Raw genomic sequence first — 17,964 nt, 5'->3', positions numbered from 1 at the left:
ATGAGGAGGTGGCAACATGCCGTTATTAGATAGCTTCACCGTAGACCATACCCGCATGGCAGCACCGGCGGTTCGAGTGGCTAAAACCATGACAACCCCTCATGGCGACACCATTACCGTGTTCGATCTGCGTTTCTGTCGCCCGAACAAAGAGGTGATGCCGGAGCGTGGTATTCATACGTTGGAGCACCTGTTTGCCGGTTTCATGCGTAATCATCTCAACGGTGATGGCGTCGAAATCATCGATATTTCTCCGATGGGCTGCCGTACAGGATTCTACATGAGCCTGATTGGCACACCGGCAGAGCAACGCGTGGCTAATGCCTGGAGCGCGGCGATGGAGGATGTGCTCAAAGTGACCGATCAGCGCAACATCCCTGAACTGAACGAGTTTCAGTGCGGCACCTATGAGATGCACTCTCTGGAAGAAGCTCAGGACATTGCACGCCATATTCTGGCGCATCCGATTGGCGTCAATCAGAACGACGATCTGGCGTTGCCAAAAGATAAACTGGCCGAGCTGCATATCTAGAAAAAATAAAAAAGGCACCTTTCATCAGGTGCCTTTTTTTTGCATGCCGTTACGGATGACGCGTGTTACTGAGCAACGATTACTGTGCAACAAAGTGCTGGATAACCCGGCTGCCGAAGTAGGCCAGCGTCAGTAACAGCGTGCCCACCATGCTGAACCATACCACGCGGCGCCCGCGCCACCCTTCATGGTAATGTCCCCACAGCAGCAGAATATAGTTGAACCAGGCAAACAGGGAGAACAGCGCCTTGTGCAGATTCTCTTTGTTATCGATAATGTTATCCATGTAAAACAAGCCGCTACATAACGTCATCGTCAGTAGGATCACGCCAATTTGCGTGACATGAAACATCTTGCGCTCAATGCTCAACAGTGGCGGCATTTCAGAAACGATGCTCAGCTTTTTATTTTTGAGCAGGTAATCGATCAGTGCTAATTGCAGCGCATACAGTGCGGCAATAATCAGGGTGGCATAAGAGAACAATGCCAGCCCGATATGGAACAGCAACCCCGGTGTTTTTTCCAGATGCGTGATAAATTCACCGGGCATAAAGCTGGCAAAAGCCAGATTAATAAGCGCAAACGCGTAAACGATAGGCAACAAAAACCAGCCACGATTGCGCGACGCAACAACCGTCATCACGGTACATATCATCAGGCTGATGGTAGAGCCGATATTTAACAGGCTAAGATTTTGCCCGGTTTGCACATCAAAAATGCGGTGATAGAGCGTAATGGCGTGGCAGATCAGGGCCACTGTCGCAGAGATCATCGCCAACCGACGGTAGGCACTCTGTTTGCGCAATAGGCCAGGAATAATCAGTCCCAGACTGATTGAATAGGCGACTAACGCTGTAATGGCAAAGAGTGGCATAGTGATCAACACATTGAGCGGCTGTTGAAGTGATAGGGAATGCCAGTATAGCGGTTGTCTCGTCACGCACCAACCGGTTATCGTCGTGCTTCACAGCAATCGTTTCGTCTTTCATGGTATAATCAGCCATATTTGTCCAAAGTGTCGCGTATGCGGCCCGCCTTTCGTTGAGCACAAGATAATGTTTGATAACTTAACTGACAGACTCTCGCGCACATTGCGCAACATCAGTGGCCGCGGACGGTTGACTGAAGACAACATCAAAGACACCCTGCGCGAAGTGCGTATGGCCTTACTTGAAGCCGATGTGGCGCTCCCCGTGGTGCGTGATTTTATCAACCGGGTCAAGGAGAGTGCTGTCGGGCATGAGGTCAATAAAAGCCTGTCGCCGGGTCAGGAATTCATCAAGATCGTCAAAAACGAACTTGTTGCCGCGATGGGCGAAACCAACGAAGCCCTGAATCTGGCGGCACAACCGCCCGCCGTGGTGCTGATGGCGGGTTTACAAGGTGCGGGTAAAACCACCAGCGTGGGTAAGCTGGGCAAGTTCCTGCGTGAAAAGCACAAGAAGAAAGTGCTGGTGGTTTCCGCAGACGTATACCGCCCTGCGGCGATCAAACAGTTGGAAACGCTGGCACAAACGGTTGAGGTGGATTTCTTCCCCTCCGACGCGCACGAAAAACCGCTTGATATCGTCAACCGCGCGCTGCAACACGCCAAGCTGAAGTTTTACGATGTGCTGCTGGTGGATACGGCCGGTCGTCTGCACGTAGACGAAGCGATGATGGACGAAATCAAGCAGGTGCATGCGGCGATCAAGCCTGTTGAAACGCTGTTTGTGGTTGATGCCATGACCGGTCAGGATGCAGCTAATACCGCAAAAGCCTTTAATGAGGCACTGCCGCTCACCGGTGTGATTTTGACTAAAATTGATGGTGATGCGCGCGGTGGTGCGGCGCTGTCAATTCGTCATATTACGGGCAAACCGATTAAATTCCTCGGCGTCGGCGAAAAGACTGAAGCGCTGGAGCCATTCCATCCGGAACGCATTGCGTCGCGTATTCTCGGTATGGGCGATGTGCTTTCCCTGATCGAAGATATTGAAAGCAAAGTTGATCGTTCTCAGGCGGAAAAACTGGCGAAAAAGCTGAAAAAGGGTGACGGTTTTGATTTAACCGACTTCCTCGATCAACTGAAGCAGATGCGCAACATGGGTGGCATGGCCAGCATGATGAGCAAGTTGCCGGGCGTGGGACAATTGCCGGACAACGTAAAATCCCAAATGGATGACAAAGTGCTGGTGCGTATGGAAGCCATCATTAACTCGATGACGCAACAGGAGCGCGCCAAACCGGAAATCATCAAAGGGTCACGTAAACGTCGTATCGCCACCGGGTCAGGCATGCAGGTGCAAGACGTCAATCGCTTGTTAAAACAGTTTGACGACATGCAACGCATGATGAAAAAGATGAAAAATGGCGGTATGGCAAAAATGATGCGAAGCATGAAAGGCATGATGCCACCGGGTTTTCCGGGGCGTTAACAGCGATTTTTTTGCTCTTGGCGGCGCAAGTTGACGCTTTAGATTGCTTTTTGCGCCAAAATGAGTAAAATTTTCGGGCTTTTTATATGACACCTGGGCCCCGTTCCTCGATGGGGCCCGGCTGTTTTATTAACTAAAGAGGATGTTATGGTAACAATTCGTTTGGCACGTGGCGGCGCGAAAAAACGCCCGTTCTATCAAGTCGTCGTGACTGACAGCCGCAATGCACGCGACGGTCGTTTCATCGAGCGCGTCGGTTTCTTCAACCCGATCGCAGCCGGTAAAGCCGAAGCTCTGCGTCTGGATCTGGACCGTATTGCACATTGGGTTGGCCAAGGTGCAACTATCTCTGATCGCGTTTCTGCGCTGATCAAAGATGCTAAAAAAGCTGCGTAATCTGCTGCGGTGGTGACAATGAGCAAGCAACTTAACCCGTCATCCCCTGTTAATCCCATCGTGATGGGGAAAATGGGGTCAACGTATGGTATTCGGGGTTGGCTCAGAGTGTTTTCCTCCACCGAAGAAACCGAAAGCATTTTTGATTATCAGCCTTGGTATATCCAGTCTCAGGGATCCTGGCAAATTGTCGAGATCGAAAGCTGGAAACACCACAATCAGGACCTGATCATCAAAGTAAAAGGTGTTGATGATCGCGATGCGGCAAATTTATTAACGAACGCTGAGATCGTTGTAGATTCTGCCCAGCTTCCTGATTTGGAGGAAGGTGATTATTACTGGAAGGATCTTTTTGGCTGCGAAGTCATCACATCCGCGGGATATCAGCTGGGAAAAGTCATTGATATGATGGAAACCGGTTCTAACGATGTGTTGGTGGTCAAAGCTAACCTGAAAGATGCCTTCGGCGCGAAGGAACGGTTGATTCCGTTTCTGACCGGACAGGTTATCAAGCACGTAGACCTTTCTACGAAAACGATTGAAGTAGATTGGGACCCGAGTTTTTGAGCTCTGAATCAAACGAACGAACTGAGTGGAACGAGAAAATGTGGATTGGGGTGATTAGCCTGTTTCCCGAGATGTTTCGCGCAGTGGTTGATTATGGAGTCACTGGTCGGGCAGTAAAAAATGGCCTGCTGAACGTAACGTGTTGGAATCCTCGTGATTTCACTTACGATCGGCATCGTACCGTGGACGATCGCCCTTATGGTGGTGGACCCGGTATGCTGATGATGGTGCAACCCTTGCGGGATGCCATTCATGAAGCAAAGGCCGCGGCAGGCGACGGTGCCAGGGTGATTTATTTATCACCGCAGGGCCGTAAGCTGGATCAAGAGGGCGTACGGCAGCTCGCAACGCATCAGAAGTTGATTCTGGTGTGTGGCCGGTATGAAGGGATTGACGAGCGCGTAATCAGAACCGAAATTGATGAAGAATGGTCAATCGGAGATTACGTTCTCAGTGGCGGTGAGTTGCCAGCAATGGTGCTTATCGACTCGGTATCTCGTTTTATTCCCGGCGTGCTGGGGCATGAATCTTCTGCGGAAGAGGACTCCTTTGCGGATGGGCTGTTGGATTGTCCGCACTTCACTCGTCCTGAAGTGCTGGAAGGTGTGGAGGTACCCCCGGTGTTACTGTCGGGAAACCATGCTGAAATACGTCGCTGGCGATTAAAGCAGTCGCTTGGCCGAACCTGGCTTAGAAGACCTGAACTTCTGAAAAGCCTAGCTCTGACTGACGAGCAAACGGCGTTGCTGACTGAGTTCCAGCGTGAACATCAGCCCGAGCAACGAGAGGATTAGGGCGTTGCACTTCGGTGCGCGTACCCATGTATCAGTTTACCTAGGGTAAGAGACATATTATGAGCAACATTATTAAGCAGCTTGAACAAGAGCAGATGAAACAGGACGTACCTGCATTTCGTCCGGGTGATTCCGTTGAAGTGAAGGTATGGGTCGTTGAAGGTAGCAAAAAACGTCTGCAGGCATTCGAGGGCGTGGTTATCGCTATTCGTAACCGCGGTCTGCACTCTGCATTCACTGTTCGCAAAATTTCCAACGGCGAAGGCGTAGAGCGTGTATTCCAGACTCACTCTCCGGTTGTTGACAGCATCACTGTGAAACGCCGTGGTGCAGTACGCCAGGCCAAACTGTATTACCTGCGTGAGCGCACTGGTAAGTCAGCTCGTATCAAAGAGCGTCTTAACTAAGAGTTCGCTAACGCGACATCCAAAAGCTTTTAGTTATAAAGGGTTTAGCCAATGGCTAAACCCTTTTTTTATTTGTTGAAATACGTTATTTATCCGTGTCCTTCAGTGACAAATTGTGCACACCTCATTTTACTTCTGGATACCTAGAACATTAGGGTCAATACCTTCTGTTAATTATTTTTATAAATATTATATTTCCTATTCTATTCATGTTTTTAGAAGGGGGTAAAATGATTAATCAGACTTCAACTTTATCATCTTACTGCAATAGCTTGAACACATATAAACAAGATGTCATTGGTGATCGGGTTAGTGTCTTTAGAGATGTTGTAGATTCGTCAAAAAACAAAGTACATCTCAGTGATGATGCGAAAAAAATATTGAACGTGATAACGCTAGGTTTGAGTTATTATATCATTCAATTCATAGAAGGACGTTTGAGTGAAACCGCATTAGCTGACTATATAGAAATTACGGAAACATTGATAAATGCCTTTGATACTGAGCCGCAATATATAAAGATCCCTTTAGGAAAAGGAAAACACATTGAGTTTAATCAAACAGCAAGCGAGGGGGAAAATTTCGAAACGATAGTCACTGAAATACACCCTAAAATGTTCAGGGCACTGAAATATAAAGATCAAGAATTAAAAATTAACAAATCATTGTCACAGATAGCAGAAATGTTGGTAGCCGATGTAATACATAACAAAGAGAGACTAGAGAGTCGATTTACTAGTCTTATCACTCGCGCTGAATTTATACATGAACGCTTGGTGAAAAAACAAGAAGAAAGTACAGTGGCTCCGGATACGAACTTGTGCCATGATATTACTCATCCGATGAAGTATGAGAAAAAAACAGTATGTGCTAAATTAAATGAACTGCACACTGATGGAACGTCCTCATTGGCCTATTTAAGTAAAGGAAAGACGTTTTTGGGGATGAAGTTTGATGAGCATAAAGTGTTAGGTGTAACATCCTTGAGTGGAAAGAAATACATCTTTAGTCTTTCTCATGGAGAACTAAAAAATATAGGTCATGAGGATGGCGTCTGTTATTTTAAATTAAGTATCGGGCGGAAAAAAAAGTCTGAAGGTTTACTAATGGTTTATAATGAATTGGTCGATATAGCAAATAAATACGGACTTACGGACCATAATATTAAAATTTTTGCTAAAGAAAAGAATCCTGACTTGAATTTCAAAATAAATAATTCAGGAGGGTATTTGAAACATGTTGACGATAACAACCCATTTTTGGAGAATAAAAAACCGTTAAGTTATAAGACTCGTTAATGTCGTATCTATCCTTGTAACCTGTAAATCAATGAGCGCTAGAAAACGTCATTCTCAGTAATATTATTTAGTACCATCAGTTATTACTGGCAATGTTTTTTTGCCAACTGGATTTGAGTTGATCAGCATTTTCTACACTGTCACAGCTGGCGGGAAAATCTTTTCCCGCTTTTCCCCACTCCTCCAGTCGGGTTGCATGGCACAATGTGGCTTGTCCATCCTGATAACCCTGTAAGTAATGTGAGCGATCAATGGCTGTATCACCAGACCATTCCACCAGTGCATCGTTGTCTTTCACCACGTTTCCGGCCATGGCATCGTTGAGTCCCATGTTATACCAGACGGAATGGGACTTTTCCGGTGACGGTGTTTGAGAGGTTTGACAACTGGCAAGCAACAATGTCAGGCATAACACGTATCCGAGTCTCATCCCATTATCCTTATCAGAGGGCGGTTTCTGTCGGTATCAAGCAATACCCAGCTTCTCTTTCAAACTTTTTAAATAGCGTCGGCTCACAGGAATATGTTTACCGGTGTGGGTAATGACTTCTGCACCACCGTTATCCATCAACTGTATCTCCTGAAGCAGCTCTGTGTTCACCATATATTGGCGATGACAGCGTACAAAAGGCGTTTTCTCTTCCAGCGTTTTTAGCGATAGCTGGGTATAACCTGACTGATTAAGCCCTACTACATGGACGCCACTCAGTTCTGAACAGAGGTATTCCACTTCCTCAATTTTAAGAAGAAAAATACGGTTGTGGCCGTGGCACGGGATATGCCTCAGTTGGGGATCCGCAATAAGTTGTACATTTTTATTTACGGAGGTGCCGCGACGAAGATGATTGAGGGTTTTTGCCAGGCGCTGGTTGTCCAGCGGCTTAAGCAAATAATCAAAGGCATGTTCCTCAAAAGCGCGCACCGCGTATTCGTCATAGGCGGTGACAAAAACAACGTAAGGCATGCTGTCAGGATCGAGCATGGCAACCAGTTCCAACCCACTGATTTTCGGCATCTGGATATCAAGAAAGATCACATCCGGTTGAAGCCGGTTAATCATCGGTATCGCTTCCAGTGCGTTGCTGCACTGCGCTATCACCTCAACATCATCTTCTTTATCCAGTAGTAGCAACAACTCTTCACGAGCCAGTTGCTCGTCATCAATTAGGATGGCTCTCAGCATGCTTTCCTCCTGTTGCATTGATTCTATCACTATTTGCATTGAGATAAGCGAGGAAAGCCGGTGGCAAGCAAAGCAAACGTGTTATTCAGGTGTGTAATGTATTAGTAATTTTAAATTTACACTCTATGGGTTGAAAACTTTACATGGTGTGGTATCTTGAACTCAATGTGGCGGAGGAAAGCGCGCTACGCTACTCAAGAACTGTCCAGGAAAATGAACATGCAAAAAGATTCGCTCAACAACATCAATATTGCCGATGAACAAGTACTGATTACGCCCGATGAGCTTAAAGCAAAATTTCCCCTCAATGTGCAAGAAGAGCAGGCCATTGCCACGGCGCGCCGAACCATTTCCGATATTATCCACGGTCGTGATAACCGTTTATTGGTGGTGTGTGGACCCTGTTCCATTCACGACACGGATGCTGCGTTGGAGTATGCCCGCCGTTTGCATACGCTATCAGCAGAATTGAGCGATCGGTTGTACATCGTAATGCGCGTTTATTTTGAAAAACCGCGTACTACCGTTGGTTGGAAAGGTCTCATCAATGACCCTTATATGGATGGCTCCTTCGATGTAGAGGCGGGTTTACACATTGCACGCGAGCTGCTGCTGAACCTGGTAAATATGGGGCTGCCTTTGGCGACAGAAGCATTGGATCCCAACAGCCCACAATATCTGGGCGATCTGTTTAGCTGGTCAGCGATTGGTGCGCGTACCACTGAATCGCAGACGCACCGCGAAATGGCTTCTGGTCTCTCGATGCCGGTGGGTTTCAAGAACGGCACTGATGGTAGCCTGGGTACGGCCATTAATGCGATGAAAGCAGCAGCAATGCTGCACCGTTTTGTGGGGATTAACCAAACCGGCCAGGTGTGCCTGCTGCAAACCCAGGGTAACAGTGACGGCCATGTTATTTTGCGTGGTGGCAAACAGCCTAACTACAGTGCACAAGACGTAGCGGAATGTGAAAAACAGATGCAGGCTGCGGGCTTAACGCCTTCACTCATGATAGATTGCAGCCATGGCAACTCGAATAAAGATTACCGTCGCCAACCGCAGGTAGTGTCATCCATTGTTGAGCAAATTAAAGCGGGTAACCGTTCCATTATTGGCATGATGCTGGAAAGTCATATCCATGAAGGTAATCAGTCATCGGAGCAACCGCGTTCGGCAATGCAATATGGCGTATCGGTGACGGATGCTTGTATCAATTGGGAAAGCACCGATGCGTTGCTGAGATCGGTGCATCAGGAGCTAGGGGCGGTACGCCGTTCATCGTTGGGAGAATAACAGAACATGGTTGCAGAACTGACCGCGTTGCGGGATCAGATTGATGAGGTGGATAAGGCGCTGCTGGGGTTGTTGGCGCGTAGGCTGGCACTAGTGGCAGAAGTCGGAGAAGTAAAAAGCCGCTATGGTCTCCCTATCTATGCTCCCGATCGCGAGGCTGCGATGCTGCGTTCTCGCCGTGAAGAGGCTGAGGCCCTCAACGTGCCAGCGGATCTTATTGAGGATGTTCTGCGCCGGGTGATGCGAGAATCCTACGCCAGTGAAAATGAAAAAGGCTTTAAGACCCTGTGTCCGCAACTGCGACCTGTTGTCATTGTGGGAGGGCGTGGGCAGATGGGACGTATGTTCGAAAAAATGTTGCGTCTGTCCGGCTATGAAGTAAGGCTGTTGGAAAAAGAGGACTGGCCGCAGGCTGAGAGCCTGTTGGCGGATGCTGGCATGGTGATCGTTAGCGTGCCCATTCATGTGACAGAACAGGTGATTGCACAGTTACCGCGCCTGCCGGAGGATTGTATTCTGGTGGATCTGGCGTCGGTGAAAAATGGGCCGTTGCAGGCGATGCTGGCGGCACATTCTGGCCCGGTCGTGGGCTTGCACCCGATGTTCGGACCAGACAGCGGTAGCCTTGCCAAGCAGGTCGTGGTGTATTGTGACGGTCGCCAGCCTGAAGCTTACCAATGGTTGTTGGAGCAAATTCAGGTATGGGGCGCCCGGCTGCATCGCATCAGTGCGGTTGAACACGATCAAAATATGATGTTTATTCAGGTGTTGCGCCACTTTGCCACGTTTGCCTACGGGTTGCATTTGGCGGAAGAGAATGTGCAGCTTGAGCAGTTACTTGCGTTGTCTTCACCGATTTACCGGTTTGAGTTGGTGATGGTCGGGCGGTTGTTCGCACAAGACCCGCAGCTTTATGCCGATATCATCATGTCATCCGAAAATAATCTGGCCTTGATCAAACGCTATTACGCCCGTTTCGGCGAAGCGATTGCACTGTTGGAAAGCAAAGACAAAGCGGCCTTTATCGCCAGCTTCAAGAAAGTGGAGCACTGGTTTGGCGATTATGCCCAGCGCTTTCAGGTGGAAAGTCGTGCCTTGCTGAAACAGGCTAATGATAGCCGCATTTAGATAGCCGCGATGGTGCTCCCAGCCAAGCGGCTGGGAGCGCTATACTCAGTGCATCTCAACGGGAACGACGTTCTCACTGGGGTAACAGCCGAGCACTTTCAGCGAGCGCGTAATGCCCGATAGCTCTTTCAGTGCTTTTTGTAAGTCATCCCCGCGCAAGTTAGCCTGCACATCAATATAAAACATCTCTTCCCAGGGATTACCGTAAATAGGTCGAGATTCCAGTTTTGTCATAATAATGCTGTGTTCGCGTAGCACCAGCAGTGCTTCCACTAATACCCCCGATTGCTGACCCGTCGCCATAATCAAGGTGGTTTTGGCAGGGACTTGCTCAGAGACATCAATCGGCTTACGTGCCAACACGATAAAGCGGGTGGTGTTTTGGGTCTGGTTTGCCAGGTTATGTTCCAGCACGCGCAGTTGATAAAGTAATCCACCGGCCTCGCTGCCGAGCGCAGCGGCGTGGGGAGAATTCAATGAGGCAACTTTTTCCATCGCAGCCGCGGTGCTTTCACAATACTCGATTTTCCACTGTGGATAGCGCTGGATAAAATGGCTGCACTGTTGGAAGGGTTGTGGATGGCTGTAGACGGTCGTGATTTGGCTTAAGTCAGTGTCGGTAGCGACCAGCATACAGTGATCGATAGGGTGGGTGAGTTCGCCCACAATCGACAGCCCGGTATGTTGCAGAAGGTCGTACACATCATTGATTGCACCCGACGTGGTATTCTCAATGGGCAGAACGCCGTAGTCCGCCTGACCGGTTTCCACCATCGCGAAGATATCCTGAAACTTCTGGCAGCCGCACTCAACCAACTGTTCAAAATGGCGTGCAGCATATTGTCGGGCCGCCAGATGGGAGTAGGAACCTTTAGGGCCAAGAAAGGCGACACGCGCCGAGTGGGCTCCGGTGGGGTTAAGATGGTGCTGCAACAGCGCCTGCTGCGTTAGCACTGAGTCCTCAATAATCAGTTGGAACAGGCGCGTGATATAGTGCCCATCAAGATGATGGGGATTTGCTGCCTCGATAAGCTTATCCAGCAAATCTCTTTCTCGTTCTTTGTCGCGAATCGGGCGATGCGTATGTAATTTTGCGCGTGCCACTTCCAATGCCAACTCTCGCCGTTCGGCCAGCAGTTCAAGCAGTTTTAAATCCAACTCAGTGATGCGCTCACGTAAGGCCAGTAAAGGGTTGTCTGTCATGGTTGTGTTACCTGTAAGCTCATTTTTATCCATACAGTGCGTATAAATAAGTGCATAAAAAAAGCCCCCTGTTCAGGAGGCTTTCTGGTTCGTCTTCGTATTCTTTCAATATGACGAATCGCCTCCCAATCAGGGGAAGGTAAAAAAGAATACGAAGAAAAACGGTGTATGGCTCATTGGTTACCTGTTAAGCGCCAGCGCTTTCGTGGGGAAAAATTACCCCTGTAAAGTAACTGTTGGCTTTTCGTTCTGTCAACTAAAAAGCGAAGGCGTCTTATCCTCAGAAACAAAAACGCGCCCTGACGGCGCGTTGTTGGCTACTGTTATTTGAAGATTTGGGTTACGACAACTCAATATCTGCGTCTTTGGCACCGGCCGTTGTTGCCCGACGTGCTTCTCCCTTATGCTGCATCTTGTTCAGTTGGCGCTCCAGTTTCGCGAGCAGCTCATTAATGGCAGCGTACATATCCTCGTGCTTGGCGCTGGCAACCAAGGGACCATTGGGCGTACTGATGGTCGCGTCGGCAACAAAACCCACCGGTTCTTTGGATAAAATAATATGTGGGTTAATCAGGTGAGTTTGCCATTTATCCAGCTTGGTTAGACGGTCTTCGACATGCTGACGTATTGCGGGGGTGATTTCCATTTGCTTACTGGTAATGTTGATCGTCATATAACATACCTCTCTGCTTTTGCCGTCTCACTTAGATAACTTCAGCATAGCGGTAAATGGGATAAAAATCGTGATCTACATCACTTTTATTTGGCTGGTCGGATCACCTCGTTGCAATTTGTGAGGCACATAGAGGAAGCGTGACGCAAGGCTTGAGACCTGATGCAACTGGTGGCATTATCAATGAGATCGATGGCGTCCAGACAGGGTCAGTGGCGGGATGATGCTCGGATACTGTTCCGACGTTGGAATAAAAAAACGGCAAACCAAGGTTGCCGTTTTTTTATGTTTACGCGTGTGCTTAAGGCCGGGCCGTGTTGCTTTCTGGTTTAGCGGGATTAGCCTCGACGATTTTCGCGACTTTATCCGCCTGACCCAGCAGTCGGAGTTCTCTGTAAGCATTTTCCATCAACGGAAGCGCTCTTTTCGTCGCTTGCGTGTCTGGGAAATCACGCATCATTTGTTCTACACGATTAACAACGGCGACGTAGGCACCGCGTTTGGTGTAATATTCGGCGACGGAGAGTTCGTATTTAGCTAAACGTTCTTTCAGGAATACCAGACGTTTGCCCGCATCCGTGGCAAACTGGCTGCGGGGATACGCTTGCAGCAACTGGCGGAAGTCACGAAATGCCGCGCGTGCATATTGCGGATCGCGGTCAGAGCGGTCAACGCCGAAGAACCCCTGAAGTGCGCTATCATCCTGAGCCATGTTGGTTAAACCACGCATGTACAGCACATAGTCCACACTCGGGTGTGTCGGGTTAAGCCGCAGGAAACGGTCGATTGAGGCTTGCGCCATCGCCAGTTCTGCGGACTTGTAGTAAGCATAAATCAGGTCAAGCTGCACTTGCTGAGAATAGGGCCCGAAAGGATATCGGTTATCCAATGCTTCCAACTGCGTGATTGCTGCTTTAAAGTTACCGTCCTGCAATTTTTGTTGAGCGGTAGCATAAATTTCAGAAGGCGGACTGTCGGGAACCGTATCCTTGGAGCTGTTGGAGCAACCCGCCAGCGCCAGGCTCAACGTGGCTGCAGCCACCAGATATTTCATACGCATCATAACGTTTTGATTATCCTCAGAGTGTTATGCCGGGAGACTGGCCGTTACGCTCCCGGGTAAGACTAGCTACAATAGTACATTATTTTAAACGGCATCGCCGCGAAAACCCAACGTTAACGAAGAAGCTGCAACTATGGCACAACAAGTACAACTCACCGCAACGGTGGCTGAGTCTCAACTCGGTCAACGGTTAGATCAGGCTTTGGCCGAATTGTTCCCTGATTATTCACGTTCTCGCATAAAAGAATGGATCTTGGACGATCGGGTACAGATTAACGGCAATGTGATAAATAAGCCAAAAGAGAAAGTGTTAGGCGGTGAAGCCATTACGATTGATGCCTTGATCGATGAAGAGGTTCGCTGGGAAGCACAAGATATCGCACTGGATATCGTTTATGAAGATCAAGACATTCTGGTGATCAATAAACCTCGCGATCTGGTGGTTCACCCAGGTGCGGGCAATCCGGACGGTACCGTGCTGAATGCGTTGCTGCACCATTATCCCGCTATTGGTGACGTACCGCGTGCCGGTATTGTGCACCGCCTGGATAAAGACACCACGGGATTGATGGTGGTAGCGAAAACCGTGCCAGCGCAAACGCGATTGGTGGAATCGCTCCAGGCGCGTGAAATCACGCGTGAGTACGAAGCTGTTGCAATTGGTCGCATGACGGCGGGCGGCACGGTCAATGAACCGATGAGTCGCCATCCCACCAAACGCACCCATATGTCAGTGCATCCCATGGGAAAACCGGCAGTGACCCATTACCGCATTATGGAGCATTTCCGTAACCACACGCGTCTGCGTCTGCGTCTTGAAACCGGTCGTACACACCAGATTCGTGTTCATATGGCGCACATTAACCACCCGCTGGTGGGCGATCAACTTTATGGCGGCCGTCCTCGCTTGCCTAAGGGAGCATCAGAGGAACTGGTGACCGCACTGCGCTCATTCGATCGTCAGGCGTTACACGCGACCATGCTGCGCCTTTATCATCCGATCAGTGGGATAGAAATGGAGTGGCATGCTCCAATACCACAAGATATGGTTGATTTGATTGAGGTATTAAAAGCGGACGCTGAAGCGTTCAAAGATCAATATGACTGGTGATGAGAGGCTGATGACGAGCGAACTGATACTGCCTGACTGGCCTGCACCGCAACGTGTGCGCGCCTGTAGTACCACGCGAAGGGGAGGCGTGAGCCAAACGCCCTATGATTCGTTGAATCTTGGCGCGCACGTGGGCGATCGGCCAGAGACGGTATTGGATAATCGTCAGCGACTGGTCACACTGGCGGATCTGCCTGCTATGCCACAGTGGCTAAATCAAGTGCATGGAACGCAGGTGGTTTCATTAGCGTCTTCAGTGTCAGGCGTACCGACCGGCGATGCAGCGTACACCAATCAACCCGGTCTGGTGTGTGCGGTAATGACGGCAGACTGTTTGCCGGTGCTATTTTGCTCGGAGAGTGGTGATGAAGTGGCTGCCGCGCACGCGGGTTGGCGCGGCTTGTGTTCTGGTGTGCTGGAGGCAACATTGCATCATTTTCGCGCCCCCAGCTCGTCCGTGATGGCATGGCTTGGGCCGGCGATCGGGCCGCAGGCGTTTGAGGTTGGCCCAGAGGTGCGTGATGCGTTTATTGAACAGCACCCTGCTGCCGCAGACGCATTTATCGCTAAGGGTAACAAGTTTATTGCCGATATCTACCAGCTAGCGCGTTTGCGCTTGCAAGCTCAAGGTGTGACGAAAATTTTTGGTGGCGATGCCTGTACTGTGACTCAGGCCGACAAATTTTTCTCGTATCGCCGCGATGGAACCACTGGTCGTATGGCAAGTTTAATCTGGCTGATATAACCTACTGAATTAAGACGATCCATGGTAAGTAACTGCATTCCTCCTATTATTACTGGCAAAATAATCTTGAAATTTTGAGGGATGACCTGATTTAATCTCCAGTAGCAATTTTGACCAGTATGTATGGGAGGAGTTATGCGTCTGGATCGTCTTACCAATAAATTCCAGCTTGCCCTTGCGGATGCGCAATCTCTTGCGCTCGGTAAGGATCATCAGTTTATCGACCCGTTACACGTCATGAGTGCGTTGTTGCAGCAGGAAGGCGGCACGGTCAGCCCGCTGTTGACCACGGCAGGTGTAAACACGGTTCGCTTTAAAAACGACATTGAGCAGGCCATCGCACGCTTACCTCAGGTGCAGGGCGTTGATGGCGATGTGCAACCCTCCAATGAATTCGTCCGTACTCTCAATCTGTGTGACAAGATTGCACAGAAGCGCGGCGATGCATTTATCTCTTCCGAGCTGTTTTTGCTGGCGGCGCTGGACACGCGCGGCACGTTGAGCGATCTCCTTGCGCGGGCTGGAGCAACCAAAGAAGCCGTCTCTAAAGCCATTGACCAGGTACGTGGTGGTGAACAGGTGAACGACCAAAATGCGGAAGATCAACGACAAGCGCTAAAGAAATTCACCATCGATTTAACCGAACGCGCTGAACAGGGCAAATTGGACCCGGTGATTGGCCGTGATGAGGAAATTCGCAGAACCATACAGGTACTGCAACGCCGTACTAAAAACAACCCGGTGTTGATCGGTGAACCTGGCGTCGGGAAAACGGCAATCGTAGAAGGATTAGCACAGCGTATCGTCAACGGCGAAGTGCCTGAAGGGCTGAAACACAAACGTGTGCTGTCGTTAGATATGGGGGCATTGATTGCCGGTGCCAAATACCGTGGTGAATTCGAAGAGCGCCTGAAAGGCGTGCTAAACGATCTGGCAAAACAGGAAGGCAGCGTCATCCTGTTTATCGATGAGTTGCATACCATGGTTGGCGCGGGTAAAGCGGACGGTGCAATGGATGCGGGTAACATGCTGAAGCCTGCATTGGCGCGCGGCGAGTTGCATTGCGTCGGTGCGACCACGCTGGACGAGTACCGGCAATACATTGAGAAAGATGCTGCTCTGGAACGCCGATTCCAAAAAGTGTTTGTGGCGGAACCCAATGTTGAAGACACCATTGCGATTTTGCGTGGGCTTAAAGAACGTTATGAATTGCATCATCACGTCCAGATCACTGACCCGGCGATTGTGGCGGCGGCCATGTTGTCGCACCGCTATATTGCCGACAGACAACTGCCGGATAAAGCCATTGACCTGATTGATGAAGCCGCATCAAGCATTCGTATGCAGATGGATTCGAAACCGGAATCACTGGATCGCTTGGACAGGCGCATCATCCAGTTAAAGTTGGAACAGCAGGCGCTGAAAAAAGAATCTGACGAGGCCAGCCAAAAGCGGCTGTCCTTGCTGAACGAAGAGCTGGAGCAGAAAGAACGCGACTATTCCAAACTTGAAGAAGAGTGGAAAGCGGAGAAGGCCTCTCTCAGCGGCACGCAAAATATCAAGGCTGCGTTGGAACAAGCGAAGATCGAACTGGAGCAGGCGCGTCGTCAGGGCGATCTCGCCCGCATGTCGGAGTTGCAGTATGGGCGTTTGCCCGAGCTTGAAAAACAGCTAGCGGCGGCGACGCAGGCGGAAGGGAAAACCATGCACCTGCTACGCAACAAAGTGACCGACGCCGAAATTGCTGAAGTGCTTGCAAGATGGACGGGAATACCCGTCGCGCGCATGCTGGAAAGTGAACGAGACAAGCTGCTGCGTATGGAGCAAGAACTTCATCAGCGCGTTATCGGGCAAGATGAGGCCGTCACCGCCGTGGCGAACTCAATTCGTCGCAGCCGTGCGGGCCTTTCCGATCCTAACCGGCCCATTGGATCGTTCCTGTTCCTGGGACCGACCGGGGTGGGGAAAACTGAGCTGTGCAAAACGCTGGCGGCTTTCTTGTTCGACAGCGATGACGCGATGGTGCGCATCGACATGTCTGAATTTATGGAAAAGCACTCAGTGTCACGTTTGGTGGGCGCTCCTCCGGGATACGTGGGGTATGAAGAAGGGGGATACCTCACCGAAGCGGTTCGGCGGCGTCCTTATTCCGTGATCCTGCTTGATGAAGTTGAAAAAGCCCATCCGGATGTGTTCAACATTCTGTTGCAGGTGCTTGACGATGGGCGCTTGACGGACGGCCAGGGCAGAACGGTGGATTTCCGTAATACGGTTATCGTGATGACCTCGAACCTGGGTTCCGATCTTATTCAGGAACATTTCGGTGAAATGGATTATGTCGGGATGCGTGACATGGTTCTGGATGTGGTCAGCCATCGTTTCCGTCCGGAGTTTATCAACCGTATCGATGAAGTCGTGGTATTCCACCCATTGGGCCAGGCACACATCATGTCCATCGCGCGTATTCAGTTGCAGCGGTTGTACAAACGACTGGAAGAACGTGGCTATCAGGTCACGATGACTGAGGCGGCATTGCAACAATTGGGGCTGATTGGGTTTGACCCGGTTTACGGTGCTCGACCGCTCAAACGCGCTATTCAGCAGCAGATTGAAAACCTATTGGCCCAGGAAATCCTTTCGGGCAAATTGATTCCGGGGAAACCGGTCACTTTGGATGTTGAGGGCAGTGAACAGCATATTGTTGCCAGGCAGTAATTAACGTAATGTTTTTTATGAAGAAAAAGCTAAGCGGCACCGACGTGCCGCTTTTTTTATACGGGGTGACTGTGTTAAAAATAAGCGCTTAGAATTTTTTTTGCATTTAGCGCTTGTCAGCGCGAAAGAACTCCCTATAATGCGCCTCCACTGACACGGCAACAGCGACACGCGGTTGTGGTAACAGTAAGAAGTAAAACAGGAAAGCCGAACGCGAAATTGAAAAATTAACGTTGACTTTTCAGCGGTGCAGCGTAATATACGCCTCCCGCGCCACGGTTGATGTGGCAACGCTCTTTAACAATTAATCAGACAATCTGTGTGGGCACTCACAGGACTTTATCGTAAAGCCTACGGGCTTAAAAAAATAAAAGTCTTGAAGAGTGAACAAAAGTTAATTCATTACGAACTAACAGTAATAATTCTTTGAGCATCGCTT

General features: G+C 49.6%; 19 protein-coding genes and 1 other annotated feature. Of the genes, 12 read left to right on the top strand and 7 right to left on the bottom strand.

Annotation, left to right across the window (positions count from 1 at the left end; translation table 11 throughout):
* Window positions 1–16 precede the first annotated feature (16 nt).
* Window positions 17–532 carry an S-ribosylhomocysteine lyase gene (luxS, locus tag K6K13_RS16055; protein ID WP_222157882.1) on the top strand — a complete coding sequence of 172 codons (516 nt, stop codon included), beginning with the start codon at window positions 17–19 and terminating at the stop codon, window positions 530–532.
* A gap of 79 nt (window positions 533–611) precedes the next feature.
* On the opposite strand, the gene K6K13_RS16050 is transcribed toward luxS, so the two are convergent.
* The gene (locus K6K13_RS16050; protein ID WP_222161135.1) at window positions 612–1,406 is read right to left on the bottom strand and encodes a cytochrome C assembly family protein; all 795 of its coding nucleotides are present in this window, start codon (window positions 1,404–1,406) and stop codon (window positions 612–614) included.
* Between the two features lie 181 nt (window positions 1,407–1,587).
* Here K6K13_RS16050 and ffh point away from each other — a divergent pair, with 181 nt between their 5' ends.
* The 6 genes from ffh to K6K13_RS16020 all read left to right on the top strand — a co-directional run bounded on the left by ffh (window position 1,588) and on the right by K6K13_RS16020 (window position 6,411).
* The gene (gene ffh / locus K6K13_RS16045; protein ID WP_222157881.1) at window positions 1,588–2,949 is read left to right on the top strand and encodes a signal recognition particle protein; all 1,362 of its coding nucleotides are present in this window, start codon (window positions 1,588–1,590) and stop codon (window positions 2,947–2,949) included.
* A 147-nt stretch (window positions 2,950–3,096) separates the two neighbouring features.
* Complete coding sequence (gene rpsP, locus K6K13_RS16040) at window positions 3,097–3,345, top strand: 30S ribosomal protein S16 (protein WP_196907624.1); 249 nt, start codon at window positions 3,097–3,099, stop codon at window positions 3,343–3,345.
* An 18-nt stretch (window positions 3,346–3,363) separates the two neighbouring features.
* Window positions 3,364–3,912 (top strand): ribosome maturation factor RimM, encoded by a 549-nt coding sequence (gene rimM / locus K6K13_RS16035; RefSeq protein ID WP_222157880.1) that lies wholly within the window; start codon window positions 3,364–3,366, stop codon window positions 3,910–3,912.
* A 38-nt stretch (window positions 3,913–3,950) separates the two neighbouring features.
* Complete coding sequence (gene trmD / locus K6K13_RS16030) at window positions 3,951–4,706, top strand: tRNA (guanosine(37)-N1)-methyltransferase TrmD (protein ID WP_222161134.1); 756 nt, start codon at window positions 3,951–3,953, stop codon at window positions 4,704–4,706.
* Between the two features lie 59 nt (window positions 4,707–4,765).
* Entirely contained in the window at window positions 4,766–5,113 is a 348-nt protein-coding gene (gene rplS / locus K6K13_RS16025) for a 50S ribosomal protein L19 (RefSeq protein ID WP_222157879.1), read from the top strand.
* A 230-nt stretch (window positions 5,114–5,343) separates the two neighbouring features.
* The gene (locus K6K13_RS16020; RefSeq protein WP_222157878.1) at window positions 5,344–6,411 is read left to right on the top strand and encodes a hypothetical protein; all 1,068 of its coding nucleotides are present in this window, start codon (window positions 5,344–5,346) and stop codon (window positions 6,409–6,411) included.
* A gap of 76 nt (window positions 6,412–6,487) precedes the next feature.
* On the opposite strand, the gene K6K13_RS16015 is transcribed toward K6K13_RS16020, so the two are convergent.
* Together K6K13_RS16015 and btsR are read right to left on the bottom strand one after the other, a co-directional pair.
* Complete coding sequence (locus K6K13_RS16015; protein ID WP_222157877.1) at window positions 6,488–6,841, bottom strand: DUF2799 domain-containing protein; 354 nt, start codon at window positions 6,839–6,841, stop codon at window positions 6,488–6,490.
* A gap of 36 nt (window positions 6,842–6,877) precedes the next feature.
* Complete coding sequence (gene btsR / locus K6K13_RS16010) at window positions 6,878–7,594, bottom strand: two-component system response regulator BtsR (protein ID WP_222157876.1); 717 nt, start codon at window positions 7,592–7,594, stop codon at window positions 6,878–6,880.
* A gap of 219 nt (window positions 7,595–7,813) precedes the next feature.
* Between btsR and K6K13_RS16005 the strand changes: the two genes are divergently transcribed.
* Window positions 7,814–8,887, top strand: a complete 1,074-nt coding sequence (locus tag K6K13_RS16005) for a 3-deoxy-7-phosphoheptulonate synthase (protein ID WP_222157875.1) — start codon at window positions 7,814–7,816, stop codon at window positions 8,885–8,887.
* A 6-nt stretch (window positions 8,888–8,893) separates the two neighbouring features.
* Window positions 8,894–10,015 (top strand): bifunctional chorismate mutase/prephenate dehydrogenase, encoded by a 1,122-nt coding sequence (tyrA, locus tag K6K13_RS16000; RefSeq protein ID WP_222157874.1) that lies wholly within the window; start codon window positions 8,894–8,896, stop codon window positions 10,013–10,015.
* A gap of 45 nt (window positions 10,016–10,060) precedes the next feature.
* Here the strand turns inward: tyrA and pheA are convergent, their stop codons facing one another.
* The 4 genes from pheA to bamD form a co-directional block, all read right to left on the bottom strand.
* The gene (gene pheA / locus K6K13_RS15995; protein WP_222157873.1) at window positions 10,061–11,218 is read right to left on the bottom strand and encodes a bifunctional chorismate mutase/prephenate dehydratase; all 1,158 of its coding nucleotides are present in this window, start codon (window positions 11,216–11,218) and stop codon (window positions 10,061–10,063) included.
* A 54-nt stretch (window positions 11,219–11,272) separates the two neighbouring features.
* Window positions 11,273–11,396 (bottom strand) — a sequence feature (Phe leader region).
* Entirely contained in the window at window positions 11,348–11,395 is a 48-nt protein-coding gene (gene pheL / locus K6K13_RS15990) for a pheA operon leader peptide PheL (RefSeq protein ID WP_196907589.1), read from the bottom strand. Its footprint overlaps the feature before it by 48 nt.
* 162 nt (window positions 11,397–11,558) lie before the next feature.
* Window positions 11,559–11,891 (bottom strand): ribosome-associated translation inhibitor RaiA, encoded by a 333-nt coding sequence (raiA, locus tag K6K13_RS15985; protein WP_222157872.1) that lies wholly within the window; start codon window positions 11,889–11,891, stop codon window positions 11,559–11,561.
* 301 nt (window positions 11,892–12,192) lie between these two features.
* On the bottom strand, window positions 12,193–12,954 hold the full coding sequence (gene bamD, locus K6K13_RS15980; RefSeq protein ID WP_222157871.1) for an outer membrane protein assembly factor BamD: 762 nt from the start codon (window positions 12,952–12,954) through the stop codon (window positions 12,193–12,195).
* Window positions 12,955–13,087: 133 nt separating this feature from the next.
* On the opposite strand from bamD, the gene rluD reads away from it, so the two are divergent.
* From rluD to clpB, 3 genes are all read left to right on the top strand, one after another.
* Window positions 13,088–14,065, top strand: a complete 978-nt coding sequence (rluD, locus tag K6K13_RS15975; protein WP_222157870.1) for a 23S rRNA pseudouridine(1911/1915/1917) synthase RluD — start codon at window positions 13,088–13,090, stop codon at window positions 14,063–14,065.
* A gap of 10 nt (window positions 14,066–14,075) precedes the next feature.
* On the top strand, window positions 14,076–14,810 hold the full coding sequence (gene yfiH / locus K6K13_RS15970) for a purine nucleoside phosphorylase YfiH (protein ID WP_222157869.1): 735 nt from the start codon (window positions 14,076–14,078) through the stop codon (window positions 14,808–14,810).
* Between the two features lie 135 nt (window positions 14,811–14,945).
* Window positions 14,946–17,525 (top strand): ATP-dependent chaperone ClpB, encoded by a 2,580-nt coding sequence (gene clpB / locus K6K13_RS15965; RefSeq protein WP_222157868.1) that lies wholly within the window; start codon window positions 14,946–14,948, stop codon window positions 17,523–17,525.
* The last annotated feature ends 439 nt before the right edge of the window (window positions 17,526–17,964 follow it).

Origin of the sequence: Symbiopectobacterium purcellii (assembly GCF_019797845.1) — a bacterium.
In the GTDB taxonomy this organism is placed as follows: Bacteria; Pseudomonadota; Gammaproteobacteria; order Enterobacterales; family Enterobacteriaceae; genus Symbiopectobacterium; species Symbiopectobacterium purcellii.
This window is presented reverse-complemented; position numbering and strand designations above follow the sequence as displayed.